11 protein-coding genes are annotated in these 15,255 nt (G+C 77.8%); 5 read left to right on the top strand and 6 right to left on the bottom strand.

Annotated elements, in window-relative coordinates; genetic code table 11:
• Positions 1-267: 267 nt before the first annotated feature.
• From cydC to ACUN9U_RS04460, 3 genes are read right to left on the bottom strand one after another with little or no spacing between them, the layout of a single operon-like run.
• Positions 268-3,939 carry a thiol reductant ABC exporter subunit CydC gene (gene cydC, locus ACUN9U_RS04470; protein ID WP_445483712.1) on the bottom strand — a complete coding sequence of 1,224 codons (3,672 nt, stop codon included), beginning with the start codon at positions 3,937-3,939 and terminating at the stop codon, positions 268-270.
• Positions 3,940-3,985: 46 nt separating this feature from the next.
• Positions 3,986-5,032 (bottom strand): cytochrome d ubiquinol oxidase subunit II, encoded by a 1,047-nt coding sequence (gene cydB / locus ACUN9U_RS04465; protein WP_445483711.1) that lies wholly within the window; start codon positions 5,030-5,032, stop codon positions 3,986-3,988.
• Between the two features lie 55 nt (positions 5,033-5,087).
• Entirely contained in the window at positions 5,088-6,674 is a 1,587-nt protein-coding gene (locus ACUN9U_RS04460) for a cytochrome ubiquinol oxidase subunit I (protein WP_445483710.1), read from the bottom strand.
• 84 nt (positions 6,675-6,758) lie between these two features.
• Between ACUN9U_RS04460 and ACUN9U_RS04455 the strand changes: the two genes are divergently transcribed.
• The 3 genes from ACUN9U_RS04455 to ACUN9U_RS04445 all read left to right on the top strand — a co-directional run bounded on the left by ACUN9U_RS04455 (position 6,759) and on the right by ACUN9U_RS04445 (position 9,146).
• Complete coding sequence (locus ACUN9U_RS04455; protein WP_445483709.1) at positions 6,759-7,163, top strand: BlaI/MecI/CopY family transcriptional regulator; 405 nt, start codon at positions 6,759-6,761, stop codon at positions 7,161-7,163.
• A gap of 24 nt (positions 7,164-7,187) precedes the next feature.
• Positions 7,188-8,201 carry a M48 family metalloprotease gene (locus ACUN9U_RS04450; RefSeq protein ID WP_445483708.1) on the top strand — a complete coding sequence of 338 codons (1,014 nt, stop codon included), beginning with the start codon at positions 7,188-7,190 and terminating at the stop codon, positions 8,199-8,201.
• A gap of 144 nt (positions 8,202-8,345) precedes the next feature.
• Complete coding sequence (locus ACUN9U_RS04445) at positions 8,346-9,146, top strand: triose-phosphate isomerase (protein WP_445483707.1); 801 nt, start codon at positions 8,346-8,348, stop codon at positions 9,144-9,146.
• A gap of 51 nt (positions 9,147-9,197) precedes the next feature.
• On the opposite strand, the gene ACUN9U_RS04440 is transcribed toward ACUN9U_RS04445, so the two are convergent.
• The 3 genes from ACUN9U_RS04440 to ACUN9U_RS04430 form a co-directional block, all read right to left on the bottom strand.
• Positions 9,198-10,355: an N-acetylglucosamine-6-phosphate deacetylase gene (locus tag ACUN9U_RS04440; RefSeq protein ID WP_445483706.1), complete on the bottom strand. Its 1,158-nt coding sequence runs from the start codon at positions 10,353-10,355 to the stop codon at positions 9,198-9,200.
• Positions 10,352-11,263, bottom strand: a complete 912-nt coding sequence (locus ACUN9U_RS04435) for an AraC family transcriptional regulator (protein ID WP_445483705.1) — start codon at positions 11,261-11,263, stop codon at positions 10,352-10,354. The genes ACUN9U_RS04440 and ACUN9U_RS04435 overlap by 4 nt, the downstream gene beginning before the upstream one ends.
• A 200-nt stretch (positions 11,264-11,463) precedes the next feature.
• Positions 11,464-13,533, bottom strand: a complete 2,070-nt coding sequence (locus tag ACUN9U_RS04430) for a DUF222 domain-containing protein (RefSeq protein ID WP_445483704.1) — start codon at positions 13,531-13,533, stop codon at positions 11,464-11,466.
• 243 nt (positions 13,534-13,776) lie between these two features.
• Here ACUN9U_RS04430 and ACUN9U_RS04425 point away from each other — a divergent pair, with 243 nt between their 5' ends.
• Positions 13,777-13,974 (top strand): hypothetical protein, encoded by a 198-nt coding sequence (locus tag ACUN9U_RS04425; protein ID WP_445483703.1) that lies wholly within the window; start codon positions 13,777-13,779, stop codon positions 13,972-13,974.
• Positions 13,975-14,154: 180 nt separating this feature from the next.
• The gene (locus ACUN9U_RS04420) at positions 14,155-15,249 is read left to right on the top strand and encodes a spore photoproduct lyase family protein (RefSeq protein WP_445483702.1); all 1,095 of its coding nucleotides are present in this window, start codon (positions 14,155-14,157) and stop codon (positions 15,247-15,249) included.
• The last annotated feature ends 6 nt before the right edge of the window (positions 15,250-15,255 follow it).

Raw genomic sequence — 15,255 nt, 5'->3', positions numbered from 1 at the left:
TGCTCCGGGCCCTGCACCTGGACACCTCCTCCCGGCCGGCCCGCCCGCCGGGACGGGTGGCCCGCGCCGTCGCGGAACCGCTGGGCCCGCAGGATCCCACCTCCACGACGCTCCCCGACGAGGAGGGCCACGACGAGGTGGTGGTGGGCACCGCCAGCCCCGTGACGCCCGTCCCGGGCGGCGGTCGGTCCCCTGTCGACCGCCGTGCTCGTGCAGGACGCCCTGGACGCTGCCCGCTGCGCGTCCGCGACGCCCAGCGGGCCGAGCTCACGAGGTGGGTGAGGGCGACGCGGCGGCGGCCAGGTCGAGCACGGCGTCGCACAGGGCCACGCCCTCGCGGCGGTGGGTGAGCAGCAGCACGCCCGGCCGCTCCGCGCCCCCGTCGTCGTCCTGCTCACCGAGCAGGTCGGCCACCAGCGCCTGCGCCGTCGGCTCGTCCAGTCCCTCGGTGGGCTCGTCGAGGACCAGGACGCCGGGGCGGGGCAGCAGCGCCCGCGCCGCCGCCAGCCGGCGGCGCTCACCACCGCTGACGGTCGAGCCGCCGTCCCCGAGCCAGGTGTCCAGCCCCTCCGGCAGCCGCGCGAGCCAGTCGCCGAGCCGGACCCGGTGCAGCACGGCCACCAGCTCGGCGTCGTCCGCCCCGGGCGAGGCGAGCAGCAGGTTGGCCCGCAGGGTGGTGGCGAACAGGTGCTCGGTGGCCTCGCTGACCAGCCCGACCCGGCGCCGCACGGCCGCGGCGTCGAGGTCGCGCACGTCGACGCCGCCCAGCTCCACCACGCCCCCGCGGGGGTCGAGCAGGCGGGCGACCACGGCGCCCAGGGTCGACTTGCCCGAGCCCGACGGCCCCAGCACCGCCACCCGCTCACCGAGGGCGAGGTCGAGGTCGAGCCCGTCGAGCGCCGGGGGCCGGTCGGGGTCCCACCCGGCCACCAGGCCGCGCACCGACAGCGGGGCGCGGGCGGGGACGTCGGCGCGCAGGCCGGCCCGCTCCGTCACGGAGGGGGGCTGGTCGGCGACCGCCGCCAGACGGCGCACGGCGGCCCGGGAGCGCTCGCGCGCCACGGCGGCGTCGACGAGCCCGAGCACCGGCTCCCCGAGCGCGAGCACGACGAGGACGACGACGGCCGCACCCTCCGCGCCCAGCGCGCCGCCCGCGACGCCGGCCAGCGCCCCCAGCGCCGCGCCCACCACGGCCAGGCCCGTGCCGGCGTGGGCGAGCGTCGTGGCGGTGCCGGAGGCTCCGGCGGCGCGCACCTCGGCGGCGGCGAGGTCGCGCCCGCGCGAGCGGGGCACGGCCAGGGCGGTGCCCGCGCCCGCGGTGGCGGCGCGGGCGGCCAGCTCGTCGACGGCGTCGACGGTCTCCACGGCGGCGTCGGCCAGCGCCGCGCGCTCGGCGGCGAGCCGCTCGTCGCTGGCCCGGGCGGCCCGGGCCGCGAGCGCCGGCGCCGCGACGGCCGCGACCGCCAGGCCTGGCGCGGCGCCCAGGGCCGCCAGCGGGTCGAGCAGGGCCAGTGCGACCAGCACCACACCGGCGGCGGCCAGTGCGGCGGCGGCGGGCAGCCGCCCGCGCAGCAGCCCGTCGAGGCGGGCGTCCACGTCACCGACCAGCCGCGTGAGCAGGTCCCCGCGGCGCAGCAGGCCGGGCCCGGGCACGCGCGGGACGAGGTCGGCGAGCACCGCCGAGCGCCAGCCGGCCAGGCGGCGCAGGGCGACCTCGTGGGAGGCGAGGCGCTCGAGGTAGCGCAGCAGCGGGCGGGCCACGGCGCTGCCGCGCACGGTGACGACCGCCGCGGACAGGGTCAGCACGGGTGGCAGCTCGGAGGCGCGGACGAGCAGCCAGGTCGCGGCGGCCGTCAGGGCGGCGCCGGCGAGCCAGGAGGCGGCGCCCAGGGCGACGGCGGTGCCGGGACGGCGGCCGGCCGCGCGGAAGCGCCTCCCCCACCAGCCGACCCGCTGCGCCTCGTCGCCGCGGGTCCCTCCCTCCCCGCCGTGGTCGTGGTCCCCCGCACGCGGGAGGTGCCCCGAGATCGGCCACCCCGTGGACGGTTCGTCGCGGGCGGCCAGGGGCTGCGTCGAGGTGGCCGGGCTCGTCGGGGGCGCCGAAGGCGTCGGAGGCGTGACCTCGACGGTCCTGTCCACGGCGGCCAGCAGCGCTGGCCGGTGGGCGGCGACGAGCACGGCGCTGCCGGCGTCAGCGGCAGCGCGCAGCGCGGCCACCACCCGCTCCTCGGAGGCGGGGTCGAGGTGGGCGGTCGGCTCGTCGAGCAGCAGCACCACCGGGCGGCGCTGCGCCGCGCGCAGCACCCGGGCCAGCGCCAGGCGCTGGCGCTGCCCGGTGGAGAGACCCTGCGCCCGCTCACCGATCGGCGTGCCCAGTCCCACGGGCAGCGCCTCGACCTCGGAGCGCAGACCGACCAGGTCGAGCGCCGTCAGGAGCTCGGCACCGCTCGGGGCGGTCCCAGAGGTCGGGGCGGTCGCCGAGGCCGGGGAGCGCTCGCCGTCGTCGTCCTGGTCCTCCTCCAGCTCCTCGTCGAGCAGGAGCGCGTCGCGGACGGTGCGCGCGTGGGGCAGCAGCGGGTCCTGCGTGAGGAGCAGCACCTGGCCGGTGGCCTCGACGGAGCCCGCGGTCAGGGGCTGCACGCCGGCCAGCGCCCGCAGCAGCGTGGTCTTGCCGGCGCCGGAGGGGCCCCGCAGCCCGACCAGCTCACCGCCGTCCACGGTGAGGGCGTCGAGGGCCAGGGCGTCGACGGAGCGGCCCGCGTGCCGCACCCGGAGCGCGGAGCCGCTCACGGACGGTGTCCCACCGGTGACGCCGGTGGCCGACCGACCACGATCACGGCGGGAGGTGGCGGGCAGGGGGGCGGCCAGGACGGCGTCGACCTCCTCCACCACGGCGGCGGCGTCGGCGGAGGCGTGGAAGCGGGCTCCCACCTCGCGCAGCGGCCGGTAGGCCTCCGGCGCCAGGAGGATCACGAGCAGCGCCGGCGCCAGCGGCATGGTGCCCGCGGCCACCCGCAGGCCCGTCTCCACCGCCACCAGGCCCACCGAGAGGGTGCCCACCAGGTCGAGGGCGGTGGAGGACAGGAAGGCCACGCGCAGCACGCGCAGGGTCGCCTCGCGGTGGCGCTCGGTGGTCGCGGCGACCTCGCCGACCTGGCGCTCGGCGCGCCCGTGCACCCGCAGCAGCGCCAGGCCGCGCACGACGTCGAGGAAGTGCCCCGCCAGCCGCGCCCCCTCGACCACGCGCTCGGCGGCGCGGCGCTGGGTGGCCCAGCCGATGAGGACCGCGAACAGCGGCACCAGCGGCAGCGTCACCAGCACGAGCAGCGCCGAGCGCCAGTCGACCGCCAGCAGCACCAGCACGACCACCGGCGGCAGGAGGACGCCGACCACGAGGGAGGGCAGGTAGCCGGAGAACCACGGCCGCAGCGCGTCCAGCCCGGCGGCCGCGCCGCCGGAGCTCGCGCCGGGTCCGCTGGTGGCGGCCACGAGCGCGCGCAGGCGCCCGGCGCCGTGGGAGGCCACCCACGCCGGTCCGCGCTGCAGAGCGGCCTCGAGCACCCGGGACCGCAGCTCCTCCACGGCCAGCGACCCCGCGCGCGCGGCGAGCACGGACTCGGCGCGCGCGAGCAGCGCGCGGGCGGCGAAGGCCACCGCCAGCACCGCCAGCGGCAGCCCCGCCCCGCCCAGCGCCCCGCCCAGCCCTGACCCGTCCAGCCAGGCAGGCAGGCCGTACCCGGCCGGGGAGGGCGTGGCCCCCTCGCGGGCGGTGACCACCAGGGAGACGACGACGCCGGTGGCGGCGGCGGCCACGAGCAGCGTGACCAGCACCTGCGCCGCGCCGACCGCCACGAGCCCGGCCACGGGCCGGCGCGCGGCCCGGGCGTGGCGCAGCAGCCGCGGGTCGACGGGCCCGCGCGGGGGCCTGCGCCCGCTCACGGCAGCACCGCCTCGGCGTCCGCCACGGCGGCCGGCACGGCGCAGCTCACGCGGTGGCGACCCGCTCGCTGGCGACGCGGCGGCGGAACACCCAGTAGGACCACACCTGGTAGACCACCACACCCGGCACGGCCACCGCACCGAAGGCCGTGATGAGGCCCAGCGCGGCGGGCGTGGCCGCCGCCTGCTCGCGGGTCAGGGACAGCGCCGGGTCCAGCGTGCTGGGCAGCACGACGTCCCCGTTGGCCAGCAGGACGGCGACGACGGCGCCGGCCACGAGCAGCGAGGCGAGGGTGAAGGCGACGCCCTCGCGGCGCACCCGCACCGCGGCGGCCACCGCGACCGCGGCCGCGGCGACGAGCACCCCCACCGCGGTGGTGGCCGCGTCCACCCCGCCGGAGGACCCGGCGGCACCGGTCAGCCCGGTCGCGGCCACGGCGGCGCCCAGCGCCGCCACCCCGGCCGTGGCGCCGGCGGCCACCCGGTGGGCGCGGGCGCGGACCGGGCCGGTGGTGCGCAGCGCCAGGAAGCACGCGCCGATGAGCACGGACAGGACCAGCGCGGCCAGGGCGCCGACGGCGGCCTCGACGGTCAGCAGCGGCGCGACGGTGCGGGCGAGCCCGGCCGCCAGGCCCGGCTCGGCCACCACCTCGCCGTCGGCGCCGAGCGCGAGGCCGCGCACGAACACCGACAGCAGCGCGCCCCACAGGGCGACGACGCCGGCCGAGCACAGGGCGAGCACCACCTCGCAGCGGCGGCGCCAGCGGGCGTCGGAGTGCTTGGCGCGGAACTCCAGGGCCACGCCGCGCCCCGCCAGGAGCAGCAGGACGGCGACCATGGGCAGGTAGGTGCCCGACAGCAGGGAGGCGTACCAGGCCGGGAAGGCGGCGTAGGTCACGCCGATGGCCGCCACGAGCCAGACCTCGTTGCCGTCCCAGAACGGGCCGATGGTCCTCAGGGCGGCGCCGCGCTCGTGCTCGTCGCGGCCCACGAGGGGCGCGAGCAGGCCGACGCCGAAGTCGAAGCCCTCCAGGGTGAAGAACAGCACCCAGCACAGGACGACGACGGCGAACCAGACGGTGACGAGGTCCACGGCTCAGCTCTCTCGGATCGACGGGGTGGTCAGCGGGTGTCGGGGGGCCATCGGGTCAGTAGCTCGGGACGGCCGTGCGCTGGGGGGCCGCCGCGGCGGGCCGGGGCTCGCCCCCGGCGGGCTCGTCCTCGCCGTCGTCGCCGTCGTCGCCGTCGTCGAGGCCGGGCAGGGCCACGACGGGCCGCGAGGCGGGGTCGGCGAGGTCCTGGGTGACCAGGTGGCGGACCAGGCGCAGCCACACCACGGCGAGCACGCCGTAGACGGCGGTGAAGGCGGCCAGGCTCGCCCACGCCTCACCGGCGGTCAGGCCCGGCGAGACGCCGTCGCGGGTGAGGGTCAGGCCGAAGGCCAGCCACGGCTGGCGGGCGGTCTCGGTGAAGACCCAACCCGCGGTGCCGGCGGCGGCGGGCAGCAGCGGCAGCGTGGGCAGCACCCGCAGCGAGAGCTGCACCAGCGGGCGCGGGAAGAGGCGCTGGCCCATGAAGGGCAGGGCGCTGGCCTTCGGCTCGCGCGGGTCGAGGCCCTTGCGGGTGAGCCACAGGTACACGCCTGCGACGAGCGCGGCGAGCAGGCCGATGGTGATCATCGCGCGGAAGGACCAGTAGGCCAGCGGGATGACCGGCACGTAGGAGCCGGGGCCGTACTGCTCGACGTACTGGGCCTGCAGGTCGTCGATGCCCTGGACCGTGGAGCCGAGGTCACCGGTGGCCAGGAAGGAGAGCAGGTAGGGCAGCTCGATGCTGAAGACCGGGCGCGAGCCGTCGAGGCTGCCGATCGTCAGGATGCTGAAGGGCGCGCCGGTGGTGGTGGTGTAGAGCGCCTCGGCAGCGGCCATCTTCATCGGCTGCACCGAGGTCATGACCTTGCCCAGCACGTCACCGGTGAGCGCGGTGGCCAGGCCGCCGGCCACGGTGGTCCACGCGCCGAGGCGGGCGAGGCCGGCGAAGGCGCGCTGGTCGGGGTCCTCGGACCGGACCCTGGCGCCGGCCCGGGGCGTCCAGGAGGCGGTCCAGCGGCGCCACGAGCCGACGGAGAGCAGCAGCGCGCCGCCGAGCATCGCGGCGCCGGCGATGGTGTGCGGGAAGGTGGCCAGCAGCACCGGGTTGGTCATGAGCTCGGCGAAGCTGGTCAGCTGGGCGCGGCCGGTGACGGGGTCCAGGCCGTAGGCCACCGGGTGCTGCATGAAGGAGTTGGCGCCGAGGATGACGTAGGCGCTGATGAGCGTGCCGACGGCGACCACCCAGATGGTCGCGAGGTGGACGAGGCGGGGCAGGCGGTCCCAGCCGAAGAACCACAGGCCCAGGAAGGTCGCCTCGAGGAAGAAGGCGAGCATGCCCTCGATGGCCAGGGTGGGGCCGAAGACGTCGCCGTAGAAGCGCGCGAAGGCGCTCCAGCCCATGCCGAACTGGAACTCCTGCACCAGGCCGGTGACGACGCCGACGGCGAAGGTGACCAGGAGCAGCTTGCCGACGAGCAGCGTGGAGCGCCGCAGCCGCTGGGCGCGCTCGGGGTCCTTGGTGAGCACCGAGGCGGTCTGCAGGCCGGCGGTGAGGCTGGCCAGGCTGATCGACAGCGGCACGAACAGGTAGTGGTAGATCGTCACGACGGCGAACTGGAGGCGGGTGATGTCCACGACGTCCACGGCCTCAATACTACGTCGCGTAGTACTGGGTCTCGTAGTACGCAGCATGTCGTACTGCTCACAGGCAGCGGTTAGGATCTCGGTGTGGCAGCAGCAGGGACGGCGGGCAGCGGCAGGGCCGCGGGCCCCGTGGGCGGTGCGCTCGAGCGCGACGTCATGGCGCGCCTGTGGGCCGCTGAGCAGCCGCTGACCGTGCGCCAGGTCCACGAGGAGCTGCGCGCCACCGGCGGCGACCTCGCGTACACGACCGTCATGACCGTGCTCGACAGGCTGGCCAAGAAGGGCGTCGTGCGCCAGGAGCGCGACGGCCGCGCCTTCCGCTACTCCCCCGCCCAGACGCGCGAGGAGCTCACCGCCGCCCTCATGCTCGAGGCGCTCGGTTCCGCGCCCGACCCCTCCGCGCGCGACGCCGCGCTCGTCCACTTCGTCGGACGCGTCGGCCCCCAGGGCCTGGCGGCGCTGCGCGCCGCCCTCGACGCCGCCGGCTGACAGCCCCCGCACCCGGCCGCGGCCGTGACCGCCTTCGTGCTGGGGCTGCTCGGCCTGGTGCTCTCCCTCGTCGTCCCCGCACCGCTGGCCCGGGCACGCTGGGCGCGGGCCACGCCCACGGCGTCGGTCGTGCTGTGGCAGGCCGTGGTGCTCGCCTCGGTGCTCAGCGCCGTCGGCGTCGTCCTCATCGCCCCCGAGGAGATCAGCAGGGCGCTGCGCGCGGGCCCCACCGCAGCGGCGTGGGGCCTGCTGGGCGCCCTGGCGGTGGCGCTGCTCATCGTGACCCGGCTCGTGGTCAGCCTGGTCGGGGTGATGCGGCGCTCGGCCGCGCGCCGCGCGCGCCACCGCGAGCTGCTCGACCTGCTCGACGACGCCGAGCGCAGCGCCGCGCTGGCCGGGGACCTCACCCGCGCCGACCCGGCCGGCGACGGCCCCGGTGTCGACGACGAGCTCGGCGCCGCCGTCCGCCGCGAGCTGCGCGTGCTGGGGGCGCCGCTGCCGCTGGCCTACGGGCTGCCCGGGCGCAGCCCGCGCGTGGTGGTCAGCGACGGCGCGCTGCGCCTGCTCGACACCGCGCAGCTGCGCGCCGTGCTCGCCCACGAGCAGGCCCACCTCGACGCCCGGCACGACGTGGTGCTGGAGTCCTTCGCCGCCTTCCACCGCGCGGTCCCCCGCCCGCTGCGCAACGAGCGGGCGCTGGGCGCGGTGGAGCTGCTGCTGGAGGCCGCCGCCGACGACGCCGCGCGCCGCCGCTGCGGGACGGCCCCGGTGCGCTCGGCGCTGGAGCTGCTGGGCGCCGCCGTCGACCCGGGCGTGGGGGCGCTGGCCGCCGCGGACGCCGAGGCGGGCCGCTCTCCCGACGAGGACGCCGCCACCGACCAGCGCCGCCTGCGCCTGCAGCGGCTCCAGGACGCACCGGCGCCCCGCTGGCGCTCCGCGGGCGTGCTCGCGCTGGCCGCCGGTGTGCTGGTGCTGCCCCCCGTGGTGCTCGTGCTGCCCTGGCTCACCGACGCGCTGGTCGCCCTGCCCCTCCCCTGACCGTGGTCGTGGGCGTGGGCAGCACCACCCGCCGTGATCATGGGCGTCCGCCACCAGCTCCCGCCGTGATCATGGGCGTTCGGCCACCGGTGGGGTGCCCCCGGTCCGGAGCGCCACGCGCCGCAGCCGCGCAGGATGGGGCCCGTGAGCGCGAGCCCCGCCAGCACCCCCGCCCCGCGCCGGTGGGTGGGCACCAGCTGGAAGATGACCAAGACCCGTGCGGAGGGGGCCGCGTGGGCCCGGGCGCTCGCCGCCGCGGCCGCCGAGCGCGGCGGTGAGGCCGCGTGGGCAGGCGTCCAGCCCTTCGTGGTGCCGCCGGCCACCGCCCTCAGCCAGGTGGCCGAGGCGCTGGACGCCCCCGGCACCCGGCGGGTGCTGGTGGGCGCGCAGGACGCGCACTGGGAGGACTCCGGGGCCTGGACCGGCGAGCTGTCGGTGCCGCAGCTGGCCGACGCCGGCGCGCAGCTCGTCGAGCTGGGCCACTCCGAGCGCCGCGAGCACTTCGCCGAGACCGACGAGCGGGTGGCCCTGAAGGTGTCCGCGGTGCTGCGCCACGGCCTGCTGCCGCTGGTCTGCGTGGGCGAGACGGCGCAGCAGCGCGCCGCAGGCCGCTCGGCCGACGTCGTCCTGACCCAGGCCCGGGCGGCCCTGGACGCGGCGGGCGGGCAGCGGTGCGTGCTGGCCTACGAGCCGGTGTGGGCGATCGGGGAGGGCGGGCGCGAGGCGCGGCCGGAGGAGGTGGCGCCGGTGGTCGACGCGCTGGCGGGACTCGTCCGCGAGCGCGGTGGGGACCCGGCGCGCCACCCGGTGCTCTACGGCGGGTCGGTGACCGTGCAGGGCGCTCCCGGCGTGCTGGCGGTGCCCGGCGTCGACGGGCTGTTCGTGGGGCGCACGGCCTGGCGCGCGGAGGGCTTCACCGCGCTGCTCGACCTCGCCGCCGGCTGAGCCGCGCCCGAGCACGCCGGCGAGCGCGGTCAGCTCCGCGGGTGGGGGCTGTCAGCCGTGGACGGACACCACGCGCAGGTCGGCGTCCAGCACCACGGCCCCGCCGGTGGCGCCGGGCTCGAGGTGGCCGCGGTCGTCCCGTCCGAGCAGCGCCGCCGGCGTCGACGTCACCGCCGCCAGCACGTCCTCGAAGGGCAGGCCCGCCGCCACCGCCTGCCGCACCGCGGCGTCGAGCGTGAGCGTGCTCCCGGCGATCGCCCCGGGCGACCCGTCGTCCCCCACCAGCCGCGCCACGTCGCCGACCACGCGGACCACCAGCCCGCCCAAGTCGTAGCGCCCGTCGCCGCAGCCGGCGGCGGCCATGGCGTCGGTGACCAGCACCCACCGGCCGCGCCCGGCGGCGCGCGCGGCGTGCGCGAGGACGAGGGGGTGCAGGTGCACCCCGTCGGCGACGAGCTCCACCACCACGCGCTCGTCGTCCAGCAGCGCCAGCACGGGGCCGGGCTCGCGGTGGTGCACCGGGGGCATGGCGTTGAACAGGTGCGTCGCCAGGCGCGCTCCCGCGTCGACGGCGGCGGTGGCGGTGACCGCGTCCGCGTCCGTGTGCCCGACCGCTGCCAGCACCCCGGCCCGCACCAGCTGCCGCACGGCGGCCAGGCCGCCCGGCAGCTCCGGCGCGAGGGTGACCACGACGACCGCTCCGGTGGCGAGCAGCGCCTCGACGTCGCCGGGCTCCGGGACCCGCAGCAGCGCCGGCGCGTGCGCTCCCGCGCGGGCGGGACTGAGCCACGGCCCCTCCAGGTGCACCCCGGCCAGCTCACCGGCGCGCACCAGCGGCTCCAGCGCCGCGGCCACCGCCGCCAGCTCGGGCACGGGCCGCGTGACGAGCGAGGCGACCAGCGTGGTGGTGCCGTGGGCGCGGTGGGCGGCGGCGACCGTCCGTGCCGCGGCCACCTCGCCCGCCGGGTCTCCCCCGGCGGCGCCGAAGGCGGCCCCTCCCCCGCCGTGGCAGTGGAGGTCGGTGAAGCCCGGCACCACGCGGTGCCCGCGCTCCTCGCGGTCGGCCGGCGGCGCAGGGGACGGTGCCGCCCCGACGGCGGTCACGCGCCCGCCGGCCAGGTGGACCCAGCCGTCGGGGAGGACGCGGCGCCCGGTGTGGACCTCACCGCGCAGGAGCACGGGCGCCGTCGTCGGCGTCGTCCCGGTCATCCCCCCACTGTGGTGGCACCGGGCTCGACGGGCAGCCAGAGCTCGCACGTGGCGGTGGTCCAGCCCTCGTCGTGCTCCAGCACGGCCAGCAGCTCCGGCCCCGGCCGCAGGCGCCAGCTGCTGGAGGGGAACCACTGCGTGGCGGTGTCCGCCCACAGCTGCTGCAGCGCCGCCGGGTGCGGTCCGGAGCTGCGGAAGACCGCCCACGCGCCGGCTCTCACCTCGATGACGTCCAGGCCGTCCGGCACGGCCGTGGTGGCCTGCACCGCGACGCCGTGGAGGTGGGTGAGCTCGGAGCCCTCGGCGCGGTCGGGGTCGAGGTCGTCGCTGACGGCGAGGAGCCCCGCGGGCTCGGTGTCGCTGAGCGCCTTCAGCCGCGCGTGCTCCTCGGCGGGGATGGACGCGACGTGCGCGGCGATGTGCGGGTTGGTGCCGTGGTGGAGCAGCGGCACGCGGGCGGCGTGGCCGACCAGGCGGAAGGCGGGCTGGTCGATGATGCGGACGTCCACGGGAGTGCTTCCTCTCACGGTCAGGTGGAACGAGATGCGGGGCTGGGCGGTGACGGGTCCGCCCTCGCGGCGGACCTGCCCCGGGGGCGCGCCGTGCACGGCGGCGAACGCCCGCCCGAAGGCCTCGGCGGAGCCGTAGCCGTGGCGGACGGCGATGGCCAGCAGGTCGTCGTCGGTGGTGAGGACGTCGACGGCGGCCGCGCTGAGCCGCCGCCGCCGCACGTACTCCGACAGCGGCGTGCCGGCCAGGGAGGAGAACATCCGCCTCAGGTGGTGCTCGGTGGTGCCGAGCGACCTGGCGAGGCCGGCCACGTCCAGGTCGCCGGACCCGTCGACGGCGGGACCGTCGGCCAGGAGCAGCTCCACCCGCTCGACGAGCTGGTTCAGGACGTCGATCACGTCGTCTCCTCCACGAGCTCGAGCCTGCTGCACGCCGCGGCCCCGGCGCCCGACACCTGCGGCCCGTTCCGGTCAGGTCTGGCGGTGACCGCACCCGTGCCCGCACGGTGACCTCGACAGGGCACGGCGTCGGGACCCGCCCCGGCGGGGGCAGGCCTCCGTGGCGAGGTCGCGGCCAGCAGCCCCCCGTGGGGCGCGGATCAGCAGCGGCAGGTGCTGCGGCGTACGGGGACGTCGGGCGGCGGGCCCTCGTCGGACCCGGGTGGACCTGGCACGGCCGGGGCGCCCGGCGCTTCGTCGCGCAACCGGGGCGACTCGGTGCCGCGCTCCGGTGGCTCGGTGCCCTGCTCCGGCGGCTCGGTGCGCTGCTCCGGCGGACCAGGGCGGCCGCTGCCCCCCGATGGCGCAGGCCGCCAGTGCCGTGGCGCGTCGTGGAGGGGGTGTGCCGGATCGCTGGGCAGGGCCGTGAGCAGCAGCAGCTGTTCCACCCGCCGCGCTGCACCGTCGGCGAGCGCCCGCCGAGGGTTCAGCAGCCACCTCTGGAGCGGGTCGATGCTCGCGGGCGGACGCACCTGGGGCACGCCGCCGACCGTGCGCACCGCCCACACCCCCACGGTGACCAGCAGGTGGTGGCGCCCGCACAGCAGCACGCACTGGTCGACGTCGGTGGGACCGCCGGCCGCCCACTCGGTGATGTGGTGCGCCTCCCACCACCCCGGCGGGGAGGTGCACCCCGGTATCACGCAGCCGCCGTCGCGGGCCAGCACGGCCCGGCGCTGCGCCGGGGTGAACAGGCGCACGCTGCGGCCGAGCGCCAGGGCAGCGGCCGAGGGTCCCTGGCAGGAGAGCGTCACCGTGTGCACCACCGCGCTGCAGGCGAGGTGGCGCAGCGCCGTGGTCGTCAGCGGCCTGCGCGTGGTCTCGCAGGTCGCCTGCCCGGCGCCGGGGACGGCACCCAGCTGCTCGGCGGTGGCGGTGACGATGACCCGCGGGGGCTCGCCGCCGCGGGTCTCGTCCGCGCTGCGCCCCTGGCGCACGAGCAGTCCGAGGGCGTCCGCGCGGCGCTGCGGGGCCGTGCGCTCGTCCCGCACGGCCACCCCGGCGCCGTCCCGGGTGCTCCGAACGCGTCTCGTGCCGCCGCTGCCGCCGCTGCCGCCGCTGCCGCCGCCCTCGGTGCCGTCCAGGTCGGGCGGGGGCGCGTCCTCGGCCCCAGCGGGACCACCGGGCTCGTCGTCGGAGTCTCCGGCCAGCGGCGCGCGCACGGTCGGGTCCGGCTTGGCCAGGTGGTCGATGGCGGCCTTGAGCTCCGCGCCCGTCACCGCGTCGAGGTGGCCGCGCACGTCGACCGAGCCGTCCTCGTGCACGGTGAGGTGCAGGTAGCGCCTGTCGATGGCGTCGGGGTCGAAGCCGCGGTCCGCACGGGCGGGGTCCAGCTTCTGCGCCAGGACCTCGCAGGCGATGACGGCCTCGGGGTGGGTCAGACCTGGCAGGGTCGCGGCCATGAGGGCGTCGGCCTCGGCGCCGTGGGCGCGCTGGACGCGCCGCGGCAGCGACTCCAGGGTGCGCCGGGCCAGGGCCGCGACGTCGGTGGAGACGCGCCCGGCGGCGTGCTCGGCGCCGAGGCGGCCCAGGCCCTCCCCCGCCAGGGGGGAGGAGACACCGACGGCGCGCTCGGCGTCGAGGTCGACGCCCAGCTCGGCCGCAGGCCCACCACCGACGTCACCGTCGACGGGACCGTCCTCCTCGGTCGCACCGCGGGCGCTGTCAGCGCTCCTACCCGCGAGGAGGGGCAGCGGGCGCACAGGGGCCGTCAGGGCCTTGGCGAGGTGGACCTCCGCGCTGGCGCGGCGGGCGTCGACCCCGGTGTGGGTGAGCAGCAGGTCAGTGGGTGAGGTGGCCCCGAGGGCGGTGAGGTCCTCGGGGGTGAAGCTGGCGGTGAGGCGCAGGAGGACGGCGTCGACGACGTGGCGCAGCCGGGCCGTCTCCTGCAGTGCCTGCACGCGCTGGTGCGGACCGGTCGAGGCGAGGTGGAGGGCGGCCCGCGCGGCCTCGTCGGCGCCGGTGCGCGCACCGGTCAGCGCGGCGGCCAGGGGGCCGGTCAGCGGCAGCGGGGGGTGGTCGGCCGGAGGGTCGGCACCACGGGCCTGCTCCGGGTCGGCGCCGAGCGCCCCGGGAGCCAGCGGATGAGCCACCCACCCCTGATCGCTGGGGCCACCGCCCAGCGCGCCGACGTCGCCCTCGTGCGGCGCCTCGGTGGCCCTCCAGGTCATGCCGCTGACGCTAGGCGCGACCTCCGACACTCGAACACCTGTGCAACCGTCCTGCGCAAGACCATGATCAGTGCATCTCGAGGTTCGCCCGTCCGGAGCAACCACCTCGGCTGGCCGTGCGAGAACCACCGCGGCAGTGGACGTCCTCGTCCAGCGGGTGGGGTCGGCGAGGGGGTGCGCCCCTGGTCGACCCGGGGCACGACCGAGGGCGTGGCTGCCGGACCTGCCGGGTAGGGGCCCCGCATGTCGATGGACGCCCCCTTCTCCCCCACCCTCGACGCCGGGCCGACCGGCCCCGGCGCCGACCAGCAGGACCCGGCCCGGGCCGAGGCCACCGAGGACGAGCTGCGCCGCCCCGAGGACGGCGCCGTCGGCGAGGACGCGCTCGACGCGGCCCTGGAGGACCGCGAGGAGCCGACCTTCCGCCCGCCCCGGCCCTGAGCGGCCGGCGGTGGCGGCGCACGAGAGCGCGCCGCCACCGCGCCGCCACCGGGCGGCTGTCGGTGGCGGCACCGATGCTGGGTGGGTGTTCCTCTTCTCCAGCAACCGGGCCGGGTGCCTGGGGTCGCTGGTCATCTCCCTCGTGGTGACGCTGCTCCTCGTGGCCGCGCTGACGCTGCTGTGACGGCACCCGCGCAGCCCGCTCCGCCCGCCCGGCCACGGCGCCTGCTCGACGTCCGCACGGTCTACGCCGAGCCCGCCGCCCTGGCGCTGCCCCGCGGCCAGCAGGTGGTCGAGCGCTGGCCCGGCGCCGAGGTGGTCGAGGTCGCCTCCGCCCTGCGCATCCCGCAGGTGCACGGCGACGACGCCAGCGTGGAGCGCTGGGTGCGCACCAAGACCGAGGTGCTCGCGCTCGGCGTCCGCAGGTCCCTGACCGCCCGCAAGAACGACAGGTCGGCCAACTGGATCGCGCCGTCGCTGTCCAACGGGTGCGCCATGGCGTGCGCCTACTGCTACGTGCCGCGGCACAAGGGCTACGCCAACCCCATCACCGTCTACGCCAACAGCGACGACGTCGTCGGCTACCTGCAGCGCCACGTCGCCCGCCAGGGCGTCAAGCCCGGACCGGACCAGTGCGACCCGGCCGCGTGGGTCTACGACATCGGGGAGAACTCCGACGCCAGCGTCGACGCGGTCGTCTCCGACAACGTGCGCGACCTCGTGCGCGCCTTCGCCGACCTGCCCACGGCCAAGGCCAGCTTCGCCACCAAGCACGTCAACCGCGAACTGCTCGGCTACGACCCGCGCGGGCGCACCCGGGTGCGCTTCTCGGTGATGCCCGAGCGGATGGCCAAGCTGGTCGACGTGCGCACCGACCCGGTGCGCGAGCGCATCGCCGCCGTCGACGACTTCGTCGACGCCGGGTACGAGGTGCACCTCAACCTCTCCCCGGTCATCGTCCACGAGGGCTGGCTCGAGGACTGGGCGGAGCTGCTGGGCCAGCTCGACGACGCCCTGTCCGAGCGGTCCAAGGCGCAGTGCGCGGCGGAGGTCATCTTCCTCACGCACAACGCGGGGCTGCACGAGGTCAACCTCGGCTGGCACCCCAAGGGCGAGGAGGCGCTCTGGCGCCCGGACGTGCAGGAGGCCAAGCGCTCGCACAACGGCATGGAGAACGTCCGCTACCGGGCCCGGTGGAAGGCCGTGTGGGTGCAGCGCCTGCTCGACCTCGTCGCCGAGCGCACCCCGTGGCTGACCGTCCGCTACGCGTTCTGACCGCCC

It is taken from the genome of Quadrisphaera sp. KR29, from assembly GCF_052644995.1.
The sequence above is the reverse complement of the archived record's forward strand: the minus strand, read 5'-3'. Positions and strand labels throughout refer to the sequence as shown.

Bases quoted from the DNA above. Each gene is read 5' to 3' on its own strand.
- ACUN9U_RS04430 (WP_445483704.1), bottom strand. From the start codon at position 13,533: ATGACCTGGAGGGCCACCGAGGCGCCGCACGAGGGCGACGTCGGCGCG.
- ACUN9U_RS04440 (WP_445483706.1), bottom strand. From the start codon at position 10,355: ATGACCGGGACGACGCCGACGACGGCGCCCGTGCTCCTGCGCGGTGAG.
- ACUN9U_RS04425 (WP_445483703.1), top strand. From the start codon at position 13,777: ATGTCGATGGACGCCCCCTTCTCCCCCACCCTCGACGCCGGGCCGACC.